Annotated in this window: 11 protein-coding genes; 5 read left to right on the top strand and 6 right to left on the bottom strand. The window is 69.6% G+C overall.

Going from position 1 to position 16,698, the window contains the following annotated elements; all coding sequences use genetic code 11:
• The first annotated feature begins 147 nt into the window (after positions 1 to 147).
• Complete coding sequence (gene dxs / locus ACYVMZ_RS20075) at positions 148 to 2,082, top strand: 1-deoxy-D-xylulose-5-phosphate synthase (RefSeq protein WP_461081508.1); 1,935 nt, start codon at positions 148 to 150, stop codon at positions 2,080 to 2,082.
• A 143-nt stretch (positions 2,083 to 2,225) separates the two neighbouring features.
• Complete coding sequence (locus tag ACYVMZ_RS20080) at positions 2,226 to 3,749, top strand: amino acid permease (protein ID WP_461081510.1); 1,524 nt, start codon at positions 2,226 to 2,228, stop codon at positions 3,747 to 3,749.
• A gap of 93 nt (positions 3,750 to 3,842) precedes the next feature.
• Here ACYVMZ_RS20080 and ACYVMZ_RS20085 read toward each other — a convergent pair whose 3' ends face one another.
• Entirely contained in the window at positions 3,843 to 4,214 is a 372-nt protein-coding gene (locus ACYVMZ_RS20085) for a PIN domain-containing protein (protein ID WP_461081512.1), read from the bottom strand.
• Positions 4,215 to 4,301: 87 nt separating this feature from the next.
• On the opposite strand from ACYVMZ_RS20085, the gene ACYVMZ_RS20090 reads away from it, so the two are divergent.
• Positions 4,302 to 5,318: a hypothetical protein gene (locus ACYVMZ_RS20090; RefSeq protein ID WP_461081514.1), complete on the top strand. Its 1,017-nt coding sequence runs from the start codon at positions 4,302 to 4,304 to the stop codon at positions 5,316 to 5,318.
• A gap of 494 nt (positions 5,319 to 5,812) precedes the next feature.
• Here the strand turns inward: ACYVMZ_RS20090 and ACYVMZ_RS20095 are convergent, their stop codons facing one another.
• Positions 5,813 to 6,880: an LCP family protein gene (locus ACYVMZ_RS20095; RefSeq protein ID WP_461081516.1), complete on the bottom strand. Its 1,068-nt coding sequence runs from the start codon at positions 6,878 to 6,880 to the stop codon at positions 5,813 to 5,815.
• Positions 6,881 to 7,132: 252 nt separating this feature from the next.
• Between ACYVMZ_RS20095 and ACYVMZ_RS20100 the strand changes: the two genes are divergently transcribed.
• Both ACYVMZ_RS20100 and ACYVMZ_RS20105 read left to right on the top strand, forming a co-directional pair.
• On the top strand, positions 7,133 to 8,404 hold the full coding sequence (locus ACYVMZ_RS20100; RefSeq protein WP_461081518.1) for a nucleotide sugar dehydrogenase: 1,272 nt from the start codon (positions 7,133 to 7,135) through the stop codon (positions 8,402 to 8,404).
• The gene (locus tag ACYVMZ_RS20105) at positions 8,401 to 10,146 is read left to right on the top strand and encodes a glycosyltransferase (protein WP_461081520.1); all 1,746 of its coding nucleotides are present in this window, start codon (positions 8,401 to 8,403) and stop codon (positions 10,144 to 10,146) included. Before ACYVMZ_RS20100 ends, ACYVMZ_RS20105 begins: the two co-directional genes overlap by 4 nt.
• Before the next feature lie 73 nt (positions 10,147 to 10,219).
• Here ACYVMZ_RS20105 and ACYVMZ_RS20110 read toward each other — a convergent pair whose 3' ends face one another.
• From ACYVMZ_RS20110 to ACYVMZ_RS20125, 4 genes are all read right to left on the bottom strand, one after another.
• Entirely contained in the window at positions 10,220 to 11,644 is a 1,425-nt protein-coding gene (locus ACYVMZ_RS20110) for a polysaccharide deacetylase family protein (protein WP_461081522.1), read from the bottom strand.
• A 17-nt stretch (positions 11,645 to 11,661) separates the two neighbouring features.
• Positions 11,662 to 13,113 carry a cellulose binding domain-containing protein gene (locus ACYVMZ_RS20115; protein ID WP_461081524.1) on the bottom strand — a complete coding sequence of 484 codons (1,452 nt, stop codon included), beginning with the start codon at positions 13,111 to 13,113 and terminating at the stop codon, positions 11,662 to 11,664.
• 189 nt (positions 13,114 to 13,302) lie between these two features.
• The gene (locus ACYVMZ_RS20120; protein WP_461081526.1) at positions 13,303 to 15,432 is read right to left on the bottom strand and encodes a 3-hydroxyacyl-CoA dehydrogenase NAD-binding domain-containing protein; all 2,130 of its coding nucleotides are present in this window, start codon (positions 15,430 to 15,432) and stop codon (positions 13,303 to 13,305) included.
• Positions 15,429 to 16,646, bottom strand: a complete 1,218-nt coding sequence (locus ACYVMZ_RS20125) for a thiolase family protein (RefSeq protein ID WP_461081528.1) — start codon at positions 16,644 to 16,646, stop codon at positions 15,429 to 15,431. Before ACYVMZ_RS20125 ends, ACYVMZ_RS20120 begins: the two co-directional genes overlap by 4 nt.
• Positions 16,647 to 16,698: the final 52 nt, after the last annotated feature.

A 16,698-nucleotide genomic window follows, 5' to 3' on the forward strand; every position in this document is an offset into this window, starting at 1 on the left:
GCACAGCCATGTCGTACGGCGGGCTCCCGCTGGGTAGGGCGAACGCGTGACGTACGACGCACCGCCCTGGCGCCCCCCGCTGAGGCGGAACATTAGACTCGACAAGCCCGGCAACAGCTCGAAAAGCTCTACTGCAAGGAGGCACGGGTGCCGCTGCTGACCCGCATCAGGGGACCGCGCGATCTGGACCGGCTCAGCCTGGAGGAGCTGGACCAGCTGGCAGAGGAGATCCGGACCTTCCTCGTCGACGCGGTCTCCAAGACCGGCGGCCACCTCGGCCCCAACCTCGGTGTGGTGGAGCTCACCATCGCCCTGCACCGGGTGTTCGACTCGCCCAAGGACAAGGTGCTCTGGGACACCGGCCACCAGTCCTACGTCCACAAGCTGCTGACCGGCCGGCAGGACTTCTCGCGGCTGAAGATGAAGGGCGGCCTGTCCGGCTACCCCTCGCAGGCCGAGTCCGAGCACGACATCATCGAGAACTCCCACGCCTCGACCGTCCTCGGCTGGGCCGACGGCCTGGCCAAAGCCAACCAGCTGCTCGAACGCGACAGCCACGTCGTCGCCGTCATCGGTGACGGTGCCCTCACCGGCGGTATGGCCTGGGAGGCGCTGAACAACATCGCCGACGCCAAGGACCGCCCCCTGGTCATCGTCGTCAACGACAACGAGCGGTCGTACGCCCCGACCATCGGCGGCCTCGCCAACCACCTGGCGACGCTGCGCACGACGGACGGCTACGAGCGTTTCCTGGCCCGGACCAAGGAGGTGCTGGAGCGCACCCCGGTCGTCGGCAAGCCCCTGTACGACACCCTGCACGGCGCCAAGAAGGGGCTGAAGGACTTCATCGCCCCGCAGGGCCTGTTCGAGGACCTGGGGCTGAAGTACGTCGGCCCGATCGACGGCCACGACATCGAGGCCCTGGAGTCGGCTCTCGCCCGTGCCAAGCGCTTCGGCGGCCCGGTCATCGTGCACTGCCTCACCGAGAAGGGCCGCGGCTACCAGCCCGCCCTCCAGGACGAGGCGGACCGCTTCCACGCCGTCGGCAAGATCCACCCCGACACCGGTCTGCCGATCGCCTCCTCCGGCGCCGACTGGACGTCCGTCTTCGGCGACGAGATGGTCAAGCTGGGGGAGGAGCGGGACGACATCGTCGCCATCACCGCCGCCATGCTCCAGCCGGTGGGCCTGGACAAGTTCGCCAAGCGGTTCCCCGAGCGGGTGTACGACGTCGGTATCGCCGAGCAGCACGGCGCCGTGTCGGCGGCCGGCCTGGCCACCGGCGGTCTGCACCCGGTGTTCGCCGTGTACGCCACCTTCCTCAACCGCGCCTTCGACCAGGTGCTGATGGACGTGGCCCTGCACAAGTGCGGTGTGACGTTCGTCCTGGACCGGGCCGGCATCACCGGCACCGACGGTGCCTCGCACAACGGCATGTGGGACATGTCGATCCTTCAGGTGGTGCCAGGGCTGCGGCTGGCCGCGCCACGCGACGCCGACCAGGTCCGCGCCCAGCTGCGCGAGGCCGTCGAGGTCACGGACGCGCCGACCGTCGTCCGCTTCTCCAAGGGCGCCGTCGGCCCCGCCGTACCGGCCGTGGGCCGGGTCGGCGGTATGGACGTGCTGCGCGAGCCCGGGACCGACGGCCGTCCGGATGTGCTGCTGGTCTCCGTCGGCGCCCTCGCGCCGATGTGCCTGGAGGTCGCCGGCCTGCTCGACAAGCAGGGCATCTCCACCACCGTCGTCGACCCGCGCTGGGTCAAGCCCGTCGACGAGGCCATGGCCCCGCTCGCCGAGCGGCACCGCGTCGTCGTCACCGTCGAGGACAACTCCCGCGTCGGCGGCGTCGGCTCGGCCATCGCGCAGGCCCTCAGGGACGCGGGCGTCGACGTGCCGCTGCGCGACTTCGGCATCCCGCCGCGCTTCCTCGACCACGCCTCGCGCGCCGAGGTGCTGGCCGAGATCGGCCTGACCGCCCCGGACATCGCCCGTCAGGTCACCGGCCTGGTCGCCAAGCTCGACGGCCGGTTCGAGCGCACCACGGCGGACGCGGTGGACTCGGTGGAGCCCGCGCGCGACTGACGGACCGTACGCCCGTAGGGCCGCTCGTACCACCGTGAAGAGTGGTGCGGGCGGCCCATTTGCGTGAATGCGCCTGTGCCGGGGCATAGGCACTACGCCCCCTCTCGATCATGTCGGGGACGACAAGCGTGGGAGGTACGCCCGTGAGCAGCACCCTCTTCCGGACGAAGAAGGTCGAGCAGTCCATCCTCGATACCGAGGAGCCAGAGCACGCGCTCAAGAAAACCTTGTCCGCGCTGGATCTGACCGTCTTCGGCGTCGGTGTCATCATCGGCACCGGCATCTTCGTCCTCACCGGTACGGTCGCCAAGAACAACGCCGGCCCCGCGGTGGCCCTGGCCTTCGTCGCGGCCGGCGTCGTCTGCGCGCTCGCCGCGCTCTGCTACGCCGAGTTCGCCTCCACGGTGCCGGTCGCCGGGTCCGCGTACACCTTCTCGTACGCCTCGCTCGGTGAGTTCCCCGCCTGGATCATCGGCTGGGACCTGGTCCTGGAGTTCGCGCTCGGTACGGCGGTGGTGGCCGTCGGCTGGTCCGGCTACATCCGCTCGCTGATGGACAACGCGGGCTGGCAGATGCCCGAGGTGCTCTCCGGGCCGACCGCGGCCGACGGCTTCAGCTTCGACATCCTCGCCGCCGCTCTGGTGCTGATCCTCACCGGCATCCTCGTCCTCGGCATGAAACTGTCCGCGCGCATCACCTCCCTGGTCGTCGCCATCAAGGTGACCGTCGTCCTCGTCGTGATCATCGCCGGTGCGTTCTTCATCAAGGGCGACAACTACGACCCGTTCATTCCGAAGGCGCGGCCCGTGGAGGCGGGCCAAAGCCTCGACTCCCCGCTGATCCAGGTCATCTTCGGCTGGGCCCCCTCCAACTTCGGCGTCATGGGCATCTTCACCGCCGCCTCCGTCGTCTTCTTCGCGTTCATCGGCTTCGACATCGTCGCCACGGCCGCGGAGGAGACCCGGAACCCGCAGCGGGACATGCCGCGCGGCATCCTCGGCTCGCTCTTCATCTGCACGGCGCTGTACGTGGCGGTGTCGGTCGTCGTCACCGGCATGCAGCACTACAGCCGGCTGTCCGTGGACGCCCCCCTCGCCGACGCGTTCAAGGCCACGGGGCATCCCTGGTACGCGGGCTTCATCAGCTTCGGCGCGGCGGTCGGCCTGACGACGGTCTGCATGATCCTGCTGCTGGGCCAGACCCGCGTCTTCTTCGCCATGAGCCGTGACGGACTGCTGCCCCGCTTCTTCTCCCGCGTCCACCCCCGGTTCAAGACCCCGCACCGGCCGACCATCCTGCTCGGCGTCGTCATCGCGATCGTCGCGGGCTTCACGAGCCTGAGCGAACTGGCCGAGCTGGTGAACATCGGCACGCTGTTCGCCTTCGTGATCGTCGCGATCAGCGTGATCATCCTCCGCAGGACGCGGCCGGATCTGCACCGGGCGTTCCGCACGCCGTGGGTCCCGTTCATCCCGATCCTGTCGGTCGCCGCCTCGCTGTGGCTGATGCTGAACCTGCCCGCCGAGACGTGGATCCGCTTCGCCATCTGGATGGCGATCGGTTTCGTCGTGTACTTCCTGTACGGCCGCACGCACAGCCGTCTCGCGCGGGGGGAGGAGACCAAGGTCGGTGACGTGATGAAACCGTCTGGGGGAGACGCGCAGTAGCGGCTGCGCGGGGCCGTTGAGATGCCTGCGGCGGCCTGTGCGGGTTCGGTGGGGGCCGGTGTAGCCGTCCCCCCCAGCACGGACGCCGGGCACCTACGGGCGCACCGTATGCGGCCCCGCCACCGAAGCCCCCAGCTCCGACACCCTCCGCCGCAACTCCCGGTCCGCCGTCACCACCAGCACGGGCCTCTCTCTCGCCCCTGCCACCAACTCCACCATGTGATCGTCCCCACTGCCCTGCGCCGACTCCACCCGTACCCCCGGCACGGAGTCCACCCCCCGGGCCGCGCCCTCGACCACCAGGACGATCTCCATGGGACCGGCATGCCCGGGCACCCCGTCCCGCGCCAACCGGTCCCGCAGCCGCTCCGCGGCACCTCTCCGGTCCCGCCACCACCCGTCGGGCACCGACCCGACGACGTTCGCGGCGTCGACGACGACGAGCAGGGGAGCGGTGTCGTTCATGCGGCCAGGGTCCCACGGTCCCCCGGTCGGCCGTGAACAGGCGGGGGCCGGGCGCGGCCCGCACCGGCGCCCGCATAAAGTGAACCGGTGAACGGCGACTGGCTCCTTCGCGGCCGTGACGGCCGCCTCTGTGTCTATCTGCCGTCGGGCGATGCCGTGCTGTGCCGTGCGGAGCGCGTGCCCGCAGGGCCCTGGGAGGCGCCCCGCAGGATCGGCGGCGACCAGAAGCTGCGCCCGGGACTCGCGGTCGGCCAGGGCCCCGACGGGTACGCCCATCTGGTCGCCTGGCGGCCCACCGTGCCCGGCCAGTCGGGGCTCGTGCACTCCACGCACTTCCGGCCGCTCCTCGCGCCGCTGGACTGGATCCCCGTCGGCCACCCCGACAAGAAGGGCGACCGGACCGGGATGCCCGCCGTGGCGGTCGACGCGCAGGGACGTGCGCACGTCTTCGTCCGCAACAAGGGCGGCGGGGTGAGCATGCTCGCCCAGAAGGAGAAGGGCGGCTGGGACCCGTGGCGGGACCTGAAGGGCAGTGACGTCCAGGAGGAACTCACCGCGGTGACGGGGGAGTCGGGGCGGGTCGAGGTGTACGCGGCGGTCCCCGGCGGGATCCTGCACTGGCGGCAGGAGGAGCCGGGCAAGCCGCCGGTGCTCCAGGAGCGTTGCGACGCGCCGGTCCGGCCGGGGACGCTCCGGGCGCTCGCCACGTCGGCCGAGCACACCACCCTCTTCTTCACCGACGCCTCCGGCGACCTGTGCGCCTGGCGGCCCGGCGGCAAACCGGTGACGCTTCTCGCCTCCGCCGGACCCGGCCCGGTCGCCGCCGTGCGCTGCGACATCGAGGGCCACGACTGCACGGTCATCGCGCAGCGCTCGGCGAGCGGCCGGGTCGCCTTCGCCGCGTACCCCACCGAGCGGGAGTCGGCCGGCGCCTGGTGGACCGAGTCGGGCCCTCAACTGCCCGCGGACGCCGAGGTGTCGCTGGCGCTGTACGAGCACGACGAGGTCGTAGCGGCCACCCTCTCCCCGTCGACCGGGACCCTGCTGTTCACCCGCCGCAAGGACGAACCGGGGCTGGCGCTGCAGGCTTGGCGGGAGATCTGACGCCCTGCCGGGGCGCAAGTTCGCGCCGCGCGTGACCGCCAGTCTCCGGTCGCGCGTGAGCGCCAGTTCCCGCGGCCGGTGGCCGTCGGTTCTCGTGGCGGGTGGCCTCGGCCTCCGCCGCGTGTGTGTGTCGGTTCCTGCGGCCGGTGGCCGTTGGTTCCCGTGGCGGGTGGCCTCGGCCTCCGCCGCCCATCACCGTCGGTTCCCGGCGCTCGTGATCGTTGATTGCCGGGGGTGCGTGGCGTGAGCCTTCGCCGCGCGTGGTCGTCGATTTCTCGGCGTGTGTGTCTGTCGGTTCCCGGCGCCCGTGACCGCCGGTTCCCGCGGCACGCGGCCTCACCGCTCCGCTGCCCGTGACCGTCAGTGCCGTTCACTGCTGCCCGTGACCGTCAGCCGCGCTCCGCTGCCCGTGACCGTCAGTGCCGCCCTCCGCCGCACATGACCCCCGTCAGCGCCCACCCCGCGCGACCAGCACATCCCACCGCCCGCGCCCCTCAATCCCCGCCCCGCGCCGGTGACTTCCGCGCCGACTCCGGGATCTCCGTGTCCCTGCGGATCGCGTCCCACAGCCGCGTCGCCTGCGGTTCGGCGGGTACCACGCGGTTGGGGTCGGTCTTGTCGTACGCGACCGGCAGCATGATCGTCTCCATGGCGGCCGGGTCGATGCCCTGCAGACTTCGCCCGAAGTCCGCCAGTGCGGTGAGCGACGCGAGGTCGGCGTCGGTGGTCAGGGACGCGGTCAGCCGGTCGGCGATCCGGTACAGCTTCGTCGGGCTGGTCAGGAGGTCCTGGTTCTTGATCTCCGTCAACAGGGCGATCAAGAACTTCTGTTGGAGTTCGATGCGCCCGAGGTCGCTGCCGTCGCCGTAGCCGTGCCGGGTCCGTACGAACTTCAGCGACTCCTCGCCGTCGAGGCGGTGCGTACCGGCGGCCAGGTTCAGGCCGGAGGTGATCGGTTTGTCGAGGGTGACGGTCACTCCGCCGATGGCGTCGACGATGCCCTTGAAGCCGGCGAAGTCCACCTCGACGAGGTGGTCGACGCGCACGTCGCTCATCTTCTCGACGGTCTTCACGGTGCAGGCCGAACCAGCCTGGGAATAGACCGAGTTGAACATGACCCGGCGCTGGGCGGGCACCGCCGTGCCGTCGCGCTTCGTGCACGCGGGGCGGTCGACGAGGGTGTCGCGCGGAATGCTCACCGCGATCGCCTCGGTCCGGCCCTTGGCGATGTGCACCAGCAGCGCGGTGTCGGAGCGGGCTCCGCCGAGCCCTGCCCGGGCGTCCGAGCCGAGCAGGAGGAGGTTCAGCGCGTCCCCGGCCGCGGCCTCGCGCCGCGGCCGGTTCTTCTCGTCGCCCAGCGCCTTTCCGAGGTCGACGGCGCTGTCCTTGAGGTTGCTGTCGAGTCCCCGGTACAGCCACCAGGCCGTGCCGCCCGCGGCGAGCAGCACGGCCAGCAGGGCCGGCAGGACGATCCGGCGGACCTTGCTGCCGCGGCTGCGGGGGCGGGCACGCCGACGGCTGCCGGAGGGCCGCTCGCCGGCGGGGAGACGCGTGTGGCTCATGTCGCTGCGCTTCTCACTTTCCTGACGGGTCGACCGTTCGACTGGCCGAACCGTGGGGCGGTTGGAAGTGGGGTGACATGAGACACACAGGGTGTTCCAAGGGTTGTGCGAGTGTGTACGTGACAAGCCACACTGTGAGGGGCCGTGGTTATGAGGTGAAGGTTTTGTTAGCCTCCTCGGACTTGTTCGATTTGCTCGGGGGGCCGGTTGCTGCCTGCGTCTGGCCGGGGCAACGGGGTTGGGAATGATGTCGTGAGCAGATCCTCCACGGTGGATCTTGTCGTTGTCGGGCTGGGCTACGTGGGGCTGCCCCTGGCCCGGTCCGCCGCGGCCGCCGGGTTGAAGGTGGTCGGCCTCGACCGCAGCCGCACTGTCGTCGAGGGCCTGAACAGCGGCCGCTCCCACGTCGACGACATCACGGACGCCGAGGTCGCCGCGATGCTCGACCAGGGCTTCCGTGCGGTCGACCGGCCGGAGGTGATCGCCGAGTCCGCCGCGGTCGTCATCTGCGTGCCGACCCCGCTGACCGAGTACGGCTCCCCGGACCTCGGCGCCGTGCACGCGGCCGTCGAGGACATCGCCGCCCATCTGGCGCCGGGCACGCTGGTCGTGCTGGAGTCGACGACGTACCCGGGCACCACCGACGAGGTCGTACGGCCGCGTCTGGAGGCCGGCGGTCTGCGCGTCGGCAAGGACTTCCACCTCGCCTTCTCCCCGGAGCGCATCGACCCGGGCAACGCCTCCTTCGGCCTGGAGAACACGCCCAAGGTCGTCGGCGGCGTCACCGCCGACTGCACCAAGGCCGCCCGGGCCCTCTACGAGCGGTTCGTGGCACGCGTGGTGGAGGCCAAGGGCACCCGCGAGGCCGAGATGGCCAAACTGCTGGAGAACACCTACCGGCACGTCAACATCGCGCTTGTCAACGAGATGTCGATGTTCTGCCGCGAGATCGGCGTCGACCTGTGGGACGCGATCCGGTGTGCGTCCACGAAGCCGTTCGGGTTCGCGCCCTTCTACCCCGGCCCCGGCGTCGGCGGGCACTGCATCCCGATCGACCCCAACTACCTGTCGTACAAGGTGCGTTCGCTCGGGATCCCGTTCCGGTTCGTGGAGCTGGCGCAGGAGATCAACCAGCGCATGCCCGTGCACGTCGTCAACCGCGCGGCCGACCTGCTCAACGACGAGGGCAAGGCCGTACGCGGCTCCCGCGTGCTGCTGCTCGGCGTCACCTACAAGCCCGACATCTCCGACCAGCGCGAGAGCCCGGCCCTGGCCGTCGCCGAGAACCTGCGCGCCCGGGGCGCCGAACTGGTCTACTTCGACCCGCGCGTCGAGGACTGGACGGTCGGCGGTACGCGGGTCGAGCGCGCCGGGGACTACCTCGCCGCCGCCGCCGACGCGGACCTGACGATCCTGCTCCAGCCGCACCGGGAGATCGACCTGGACGGGCTGGCCGACCGCGCCCGGAAGCTGTTCGACACCCGGGGCAAGTCCGCCGATCACCCCCGGGTGGTCAAGCTGTGACAACCGAAGATACGTACATACCGGGAGCCGTCGACTCCGACGGACGCCGGGGGCACCGCAAGCGCCGGCACCTGAAGGTCTCGTACTTCTTCTTCATAGCGATCGCCGCGGTCATCGCGACCCGGCTCGACTCCGACTCGCTGCACCTGTACTCGATGGGCGCCATGGGCCTGCTGGCCCTGAAGATGTTCGGCGCCCTGTTCTACCGGCCCGCCAAGGCCGGCCGGGAAGAGCTGGAGTACCTGGAGAACGCCTGGGTCACCGCGGTCATCCCGATCTACAACGAGGACCCGGTGATGTTCGAGCAGGGCATGCGCAGCCTCCTCGCGCAGAGCCGGCTCCCGAACGAGATCCACATCATCGACGACGCCAGCGCCGACGACTCCGGCATCCGGGCGGCCAAGAAGATGCGCCGCGAGTTCGAGGCCAAGGGCGTCAAGTACACGGTCAGCGTGCAGCCCGAGAACAAGGGCAAGCGCGAGGCGCTGGCCCTCGGCTTCGAGGCGGCGCCGTACTCGGACATCTTCCTGTGCGTCGACTCGGACACGGTCCTGTCCCGGGACACGGTCCGCGAGCTGCTGCTGCCGCTGGCCGACGAGAAGATCATGGCCTCCACCGGCATGGTGCTGGCGCTCAACCACGACAGCAACGTCTTCACGCGGCTGCAGGACCTGCGCTACGGCAACTCCTTCCTCTTCGAGCGGGCCGCCTACTCGCGGCTGAAGTCCGTGCTGTGCTGCTGCGGCGCCCTGTCCGCCTACCGCGGCACCCTGGTCCGCAAGTACCTGCCGGACTTCCTCAACCAGCAGTTCCTGGGCAAGCCGGCCGTCTTCGGCGACGACCGCCGCATGACCAACTACTGCCTGATGGAAGGCCAGGTGGTCTTCCAGGAGACCGCCGTCGGCTACACGGCCGTCCCCGAGAAGCTGCCGCACTTCCTGCGCCAGCAGGTCCGCTGGAACAAGTCCTTCTTCCGCGAGTCCCTGTGGGCCTTCACGCACCAGAAGAAGTACCGGCCCGCCTTCTGGCTGACCTGCATGGAACTCGCCCTGTGGCTGGTCTTCGGCTCGGCGATGTTCTACTCGATGGTCATCCTGCCGATCCTGCACCCGGAGCAGTTCCTGAGGCATATCGGGGACTACGTCGTCTTCATGATCCTCATGGGGTACCTGCGCAACGTGCGCTACCTCGACTTCCCGCGCCGGGGCATGGGCTTCGTCAAGCGGTTCGGCATGTTCCTGCTCGCCCCGCTGTACGGCCTGATCCAGCTGTTCCTGCTGACCCCGCTGCGTTTCTATGCGCTCCTCACCCTGCACAAGGGCAGTTGGGGCACCCGCCAGGGCGGTGTCGAGGTGTCCGTGGCCGGTGACCACGAGGCCGACGTGACGGAGATCTTCGAGGAAGAGGACCCGTACTCCGACAAGAAGGTCACCGAGACGCTGCAACTGATGCGCCTGGAGGGCGTGGCGCTGCGCACCCGGCCCCGGCCGTCCGGCGGCATCCCCACCCAGCCGCAGCCGCTGCCCGGCTACGACCAGCAGCAGCACCAGAGCGTTCCCCAGCAGCGCGTGAGCTGGGGGGCGCCCGAGCCGGCGGGCGCGCAGCAGCACCCGCAGTGGCAGGGCGGGTACGGCGACCCGTACCAGCAGCAGCCGCCGCAGTACTACGACCCGCATGCCCAGCAGGGCGGCCACCCGGACCCGTCCTGGCAGCAGGGCCACGGTCAGGGCGGCGGCTGGTAGGCCGAGCACTACGAGAGCCGAGCAGTACGAGAAAGGGGCGGCCGTACGGCCGCCCCTTCGTCGTCGGGTCCCCTCACGTGTAGGAGGCCATCGCCTCCTCGACCGTGAGCACCGGGATGCCCCGGTCGTCGATCGCCTTCATCAGGGTCTGCAGCCCTGCCTTGCCGATCTCCGTGCTGGTCGCCGGAGCGCCCCCGACGACCTTGTGCAGACAGAGGATGAGCCAGTCACCGTTGTTCACACAGCGGTCGAGCCGGCCGCCCGCGCCCGTCAGCTTCGACAGCGCCGTACCGCCGATGCCCGTACCGTCGTTGATGCCGGTCAGCGCCTTGAGGCGGTAGGGCATCGCCGGGGCGAAGGACTCGATCGTCTCGGAGATGATCGACCGGGCCGTGGTGAAGTGCCGGCTCGCGATCAGGTCCACCGGAACGCCGTCGGTGGTCTTCTGGAACGCCCCGTGCGGATAGGCGAAGTGCTCGCTGGTGAAGCCGTTGGACACCAGCCACTCCCGCAGCTTGCGGAAGTCCTCGTCGGCCTGTTCCGCGGTGAGCTTGGGATAGCTGGCCGTGTGGACGGCGTTCGCGTACGAGTGCCCGGCCATCTCCCAGCCGGAGAAGTTCTGCATCGACCGCATCTGGTCGATCGTCAGGAAGGCCCCGGTGCCGATCGCGTCGGCGATGTTGTAGACCGTGCCGGGGAAGCCGAAGGAGTCCATCACCGGGCGGGCCAGGTCGTGGACCGACTTGTGGGAGTCGTCGAAGGTGATGGAGACGACGCCCTTCGGGAAGACGGACACCGTGTCCGGTATCAGCTCGACGGCCTGGAGGCGGTAGGTGACCGGGCCGCCCGCGTTGTCGTACACCGCGAACGACATGTCGGTGAAGCCGGTCTTCGTGGACGGCTTGCCGTCGGCCGAGATGGAGTACGTGCCGGCCGCGGCGGTGACGTCGGCCCACTGGAGGTGGACGGTCACCCACTCCCCGGACTGGACGTAGTTGGCCGCCGTCTTGGAATGCGCGTGGAACGTCCAGGAGAAGTGGTTCGCGAGGGAGCCGCTGCCCAGGTAGAAGACGAGCTTGGCCAGGTTCGTCACGTCGTCGACGCGGAAGACGAGCCTGATCATCTTGCCGGTCAGGTTCTGCGCGGTCATGCCGGTCCTGCGGACGTAACTCTGCTTGCCGGTGCCGTTGGTGGTCACCCGGACCGACTGCGTGCCGCGTACGAAGACGGACGTGTCGTTCGCCTCGGCCGACGCCGTGCCCGCGCCCCCGGCGGTCCAGCCGTGGGAGGCCTGGAACTGCTGGGACCAGGTGGCCCGGCGGTACTTGGGGCGGCGGCCCGACGGGGCGTAGGCGGGGGGTGTGGCCAGACCGCCGATGGCCGCCTCCACCGCCGGGGCGGCCGCGGGCTGGGCCGCCACGGAGCCCAGCCACGCGCCACCACCCGCCAGCGCGACGCCGCCCGTGCCGCCCATGAGCAGCGCGGCACGCCGGCTCACCACTGGTTTGTTCTTCCTCACCTGGACCCCCGAACCGTGTCGAAGTAGTTCATTCCGTTGTCGGTGAAGTCCTCGACAGCGGACTGGACTTCCTTCACCGACAGCGTTTCGTTCGCGTTGTAGTACAGCCAGTCGACCTTCATGTCCCAGGCGCGTTCCCCCTTGAACGGCAGATCGACGAACCAGTGGTTGAAGTTCACGGACATGTCCGCGCGCGGGGCGTACTTCCCGCGGCTGACGAAGAGCTTCTTGCCGTCGAGCCAGTAGGCGACAACGCCGTCCTTCACCCTGATCATCACGGTGTGCCAGCCGGCGAGGCTCTTGTTCGTGGTGGTGTAGACACGGTCATTCGTCCTGTGGTCGTACCAGGTCACCGTGTCGAGCTTGGGGCCGGCCCGGCCCCAGCCGCCGTTCGGCATGTACTCGTTGTCGAGCTCGCTGTACGTCTTTCCGCTGCCGCCGATGGTGTAGAAGGTCTGGTTGACGTGGTCGCCGGCCTCACCGGTGGTCGGCTCGTCGCTGAAGTGGATACGGGCGGCGTAGGTCCCGGAGCGGAACTTGCTGTCGGCGGTGCCCAGGCTGGCCTGCTTCGTACCCGACCTGGTGCCGTCCGTGCCGGCGCGCAACTGGAGCACCTGTCCGTCGCCCAGGGCGTCCTTGTCGGCGGGGAAGGTGACGCCGTCGGCCGACCAGGTGTTCTCGATGCCGGGGCCGCCCTTGCTGGTGCGCACGAGCCAGCCGTGCTTGAACAGGGCGGGGTCCTTGGCGCCCTGGTAGACGAAGTTGTCGAACAGCACCCCGGCCGGGGGAGCGGGCACCGGGTCGGGTGCGGCGGCCTCGGCCGAGGCCTTCTTGTCGTCGCTGGGCCTGGTGCCGTCCGGCTCCTCACCCCAGGCGAGGACGCCCCGCTTGTACGCAGTGACCTTCTTCGACTCCTTGTAGCTCGTCATCTCCGCGTCGAAGGAACGGTCGTCGGACTGCTCCATCTTCTTGTGGTCGGTTCGGAAGAGCTGTACGTCGATGCCCTTGCTGTTGGCGCCCGGCTTCAGGCTGCCCGCGGCCTTGGTGAACCGGATCTCCAGGTAGCGGTCGGCGGTGTCGGTGGGCTTGTCCAGCTCGACGACGCGCCCCGCGACGTTCGAGCAGCCGAAGGCCGCGTTCACGCAGTTGAAGCCGTACCCGGAGGTACCGGCGGCGCCGTCGGCGGTGAAGTAGTACCGGAGCGTGACATCGCTGAGCGGCAGCGGCTTCTTGGTGTCGTTGAAGATCTCCAGCGACGGCTTGGCCGCCGCGGACACGGCCGGGGTGCTGGTCCGGTAGCGGACCTTCAGCTCGGGCGGGTCCGGGTTCGCCGCCTTCCACACGGGGTAGAGCGCCGTGGCGCCGGCGGCGATCACGGCCACGAAGAGCAGGAGCCTGATCTTGGGCCATACCCGACGTCGGGGTGGGCGGCGGCGGGTGGAGGCCACGAAAACTCCTCAACAGGACAACAGCACGCTCTGATAGCCGGACGTGAAGTCGAGACCGGAAGAGCCGTGTAAACAAGTGGTCAGATCGTGTGGAGATCCTATCGGTGCCCGTGTGGCAAAAGAGGGTGGGTCGCACGGATCGTTACCGTGCGACCCACCCTCTGCGGGAGGATCTTCAGCGAGGCCCGGTCACGCCGGGACGCTCGCCACGCCCGGAGCCAGGAACTTCTTGCCGTTCACACGCTCGGAGACACCCTCGCGGTCCAGGTACGGCGTGATGCCGCCCAGGTGGAAGGGCCAGCCGGCGCCCGTGATCAGGCAGAGGTCGATGTCCTGCGGCTCGGCGACGACGCCCTCGTCGAGCATGAGCCCGATCTCCTGCGCCACCGCGTCCAGGACGCGCTCGCGCACCTGCTCCTCGGTGAGGACCGTGTCGCCCTGCTTGAGCAGCGCGGCGACCTCCGGGTCCAGCTCGGGCTTGCCGCTGTCGTAGACGTAGAAGCCGCGCTTGCCCGCCTCGACGACCGCCTTGAGGTTCGGGGAGACCTTGAAGCGGTCCGGGAACGCCTTGTTGAGCGTCTCGGAGACGTGCAGGCCGATCGCCGGGCCGACCAGCTCCAGGAGGACGAGAGGAGACATCGGCAGGCCCAGGGGCTCCACCGCCTTCTCCGCCACCTCGACCGGGGTGCCCTCGTCGATGACGTTCTGGATCTCGCCCATGAAGCGGGTCAGGATGCGGTTCACGACGAACGCCGGGGCGTCCTTCACCAGAACCGCCGTCTTCTTCAGCTTCTTGGCGACGGCGAACGCCGTGGCCAGCGAGGCGTCGTCGGTCTGCTCGCCGCGGACGATCTCCAGCAGCGGCAGGACGGCGACCGGGTTGAAGAAGTGGAAGCCGACGACCCGCTCGGGGTGCTTGAGCTTCGAGGCCATCTCCGACACCGACAGCGAGGAGGTGTTGGTGGCGAGGATCGCGTGCTCGGGCGCGACCGCCTCGACCTCCGCGAAGACCTGCTGCTTGACGCCCATCTCCTCGAAGACAGCTTCGATGATGAAGTCGGCGTCCGCGAAGCCCTCGGCCTTGTCCAGGACACCGGTCACCAGCGCCTTGAGGCGGTTGGCCTTGTCCTGGTTGATACGGCCCTTGCCGAGCAGCTTGTCGATCTCGGCGTGGACGTAGCCCACACCCTTGTCGATCCGCTCCTGGTCGATGTCGGTCAGCACGACCGGCACCTCCAGGCGGCGCAGGAACAGCAGCGCGAGCTGGCTGGCCATCAGACCGGCACCGACGACACCGACCTTGGTGACCGGCCGGGCCAGGCTCTTGTCCGGGGCCCCCGCGGGACGCTTGCCGCGCTTCTGCACCAGGTTGAACGCGTAGATTCCGGCGCGCAGTTCACCGCCCATGATCAGGTCGGCGAGCGCCTTGTCCTCGGCGTCGTAGCCCTGCTGGAGGTCGCCGTTCTTGGCGGCGGCGATGATGTCCAGGGCGCGGTAGGCGGCCGGGGCCGCGCCGTGCACCTTGGAGTCGGCGATGAACCGGCCGCGCTGGACGGCCTGGTCCCAGCCCTCGCCGCGGTCGATGACCGGACGGTCGACGACGATCTCGCCCTTGAGGACGGACGCCGTCCAGATCAGCGACTGCTCCAGGAAGTCGGCGCCCTCGAAGAGCGCGTCGGCGATCCCGAGCTCGTAGACCTGCTTGCCCTTGAGCTGCTTGTTCTGGTTGAGGCTGTTCTCGATGACGACCGTCACGGCCTTGTCGGCGCCGATCAGGTTCGGCAGCAGCGTGCAGCCGCCCCAGCCCGGGACCAGACCCAGGAACACCTCGGGCAGGGAGAACGCCGGCACGGCCGCGGAGACGGTCCGGTACGTGCAGTGCAGGCCGACCTCGACACCGCCGCCCATCGCGGCGCCGTTGTAGTACGCGAAGGTCGGCACGGCCAGCTTGGACAGCCGCTTGAAGACCTCGTGGCCGCCCTTGCCGATGGCGAGCGCGTGGTCGTACTCCTTGAGGATCTCCACGCCCTTGAGGTCGGCGCCGACCGCGAAGATGAACGGCTTGCCGGTGATGCCGGCGCCGACGATCTCGCCGTCCGCGGCCTCCTTCTCGACCTGGTCGATGGCGGCGTTGAGGTTCGCCAGCGAGGCCGGGCCGAAGGTGGTCGGCTTGGTGTGGTCGTGACCGTTGTCGAGGGTGATGAGCGCGAAGCGCCCGGCACCCAGGGGGAGGTCGAAGTGGCGTACGTGCGCCTGCGTGACGACCTCGTCCGGGAACAGGTCCGAAGCCTGCTTCAGAAGCTCGGCGGTGGTGCTCACTTGTCCCCCTCGAAGTGCGGGTTCTCCCAGATGACCGTCGCGCCCATGCCGAAGCCGACGCACATGGTGGTCAGGCCGTAGCGGACGTGCGGCTGCTCCTCGAACTGGCGGGCCAGCTGCGTCATCAGGCGGACGCCGGAGGAGGCCAGCGGGTGGCCGAAGGCGATGGCGCCGCCGTACTGGTTGACGCGCTCGTCGTCGTCGGCGATGCCGTAGTGGTCGAGGAAGGCCAGGACCTGGACGGCGAAGGCCTCGTTGATCTCGAACAGGCCGATGTCGGAGATGTTCAGGCCCGCCTTGGCGAGGGCCTTCTCCGTGGCCGGGATCGGGCCGTAGCCCATGACCTCGGGCTCCACGCCCGCGAAGGCGTAGGAGACCAGGCGCATCTTGACCGGCAGGTCGTGCTCGCGGGCGAACTCCTCGGAGGCGATGACCGAGGCGGTGGCGCCGTCGTTCAGGCCGGCCGCGTTACCGGCGGTGACCCGGCCGTGCACGCGGAACGGCGTCTTCAGGCCCGCCAGGTTCTCCAGCGTGGTGCCCGGGCGCATCGGCTCGTCGGCGGTGACCAGGCCCCAGCCCGTCTCGCCGCCCTCCGGGTTCGTCCGGCGTACGGAGATCGGCACCAGGTCGGCCTGGATCTTGCCGTTGGCGTACGCCTTGGCGGCCTTCTCCTGGGAGCGCACCGCGTACTCGTCGGCGCGCAGCTTGGTGATGTGCGGGTAGCGGTCGTGCAGGTTCTCGGCGGTCATGCCCATGAACAGGGCGGACTCGTCGACCAGCTTCTCGCTCACGAACCGCGGGTTCGGGTCGACGCCCTCGCCCATCGGGTGGCGGCCCATGTGCTCGACACCGCCCGCGATGGCGACGTCGTACGCGCCGAAGGCGATGGAGCCGGACACCGTGGTGACGGCGGTCAGAGCGCCCGCGCACATGCGGTCGATCGAGTAGCCCGGGACGGACTGGGGGAGACCGGCGAGGATGCCCGCCGTGCGGCCGATGGTCAGGCCCTGGTCACCGATCTGCGTGGTCGCGGCGATGGCGACCTCGTCGATCTTCTGCGGGTCGAGACCGGGGTTGCGGCGCAGCAGCTCCCGGATCGCCTTCACGACAAGGTCGTCGGCGCGGGTCTCGTGGTAGATGCCCTTCGGGCCCGCCTTGCCGAACGGGGTGCGGACGCCGTCGACGAAGACGACGTCCCTGACGGTACGAGGCACGATGGCTCTCCTCCATTGCGGGATGGCACTGCTGCGATGCGCTGAGCGCGCG

The sequence above is a fragment of the Streptomyces deserti genome (assembly GCF_054782695.1).

Bases quoted from the DNA above. Each gene is read 5' to 3' on its own strand.
- ACYVMZ_RS20085 (WP_461081512.1), bottom strand. From the start codon at position 4,214: ATGAACGACACCGCTCCCCTGCTCGTCGTCGTCGACGCCGCGAACGTC.
- ACYVMZ_RS20095 (WP_461081516.1), bottom strand. From the start codon at position 6,880: ATGAGCCACACGCGTCTCCCCGCCGGCGAGCGGCCCTCCGGCAGCCGT.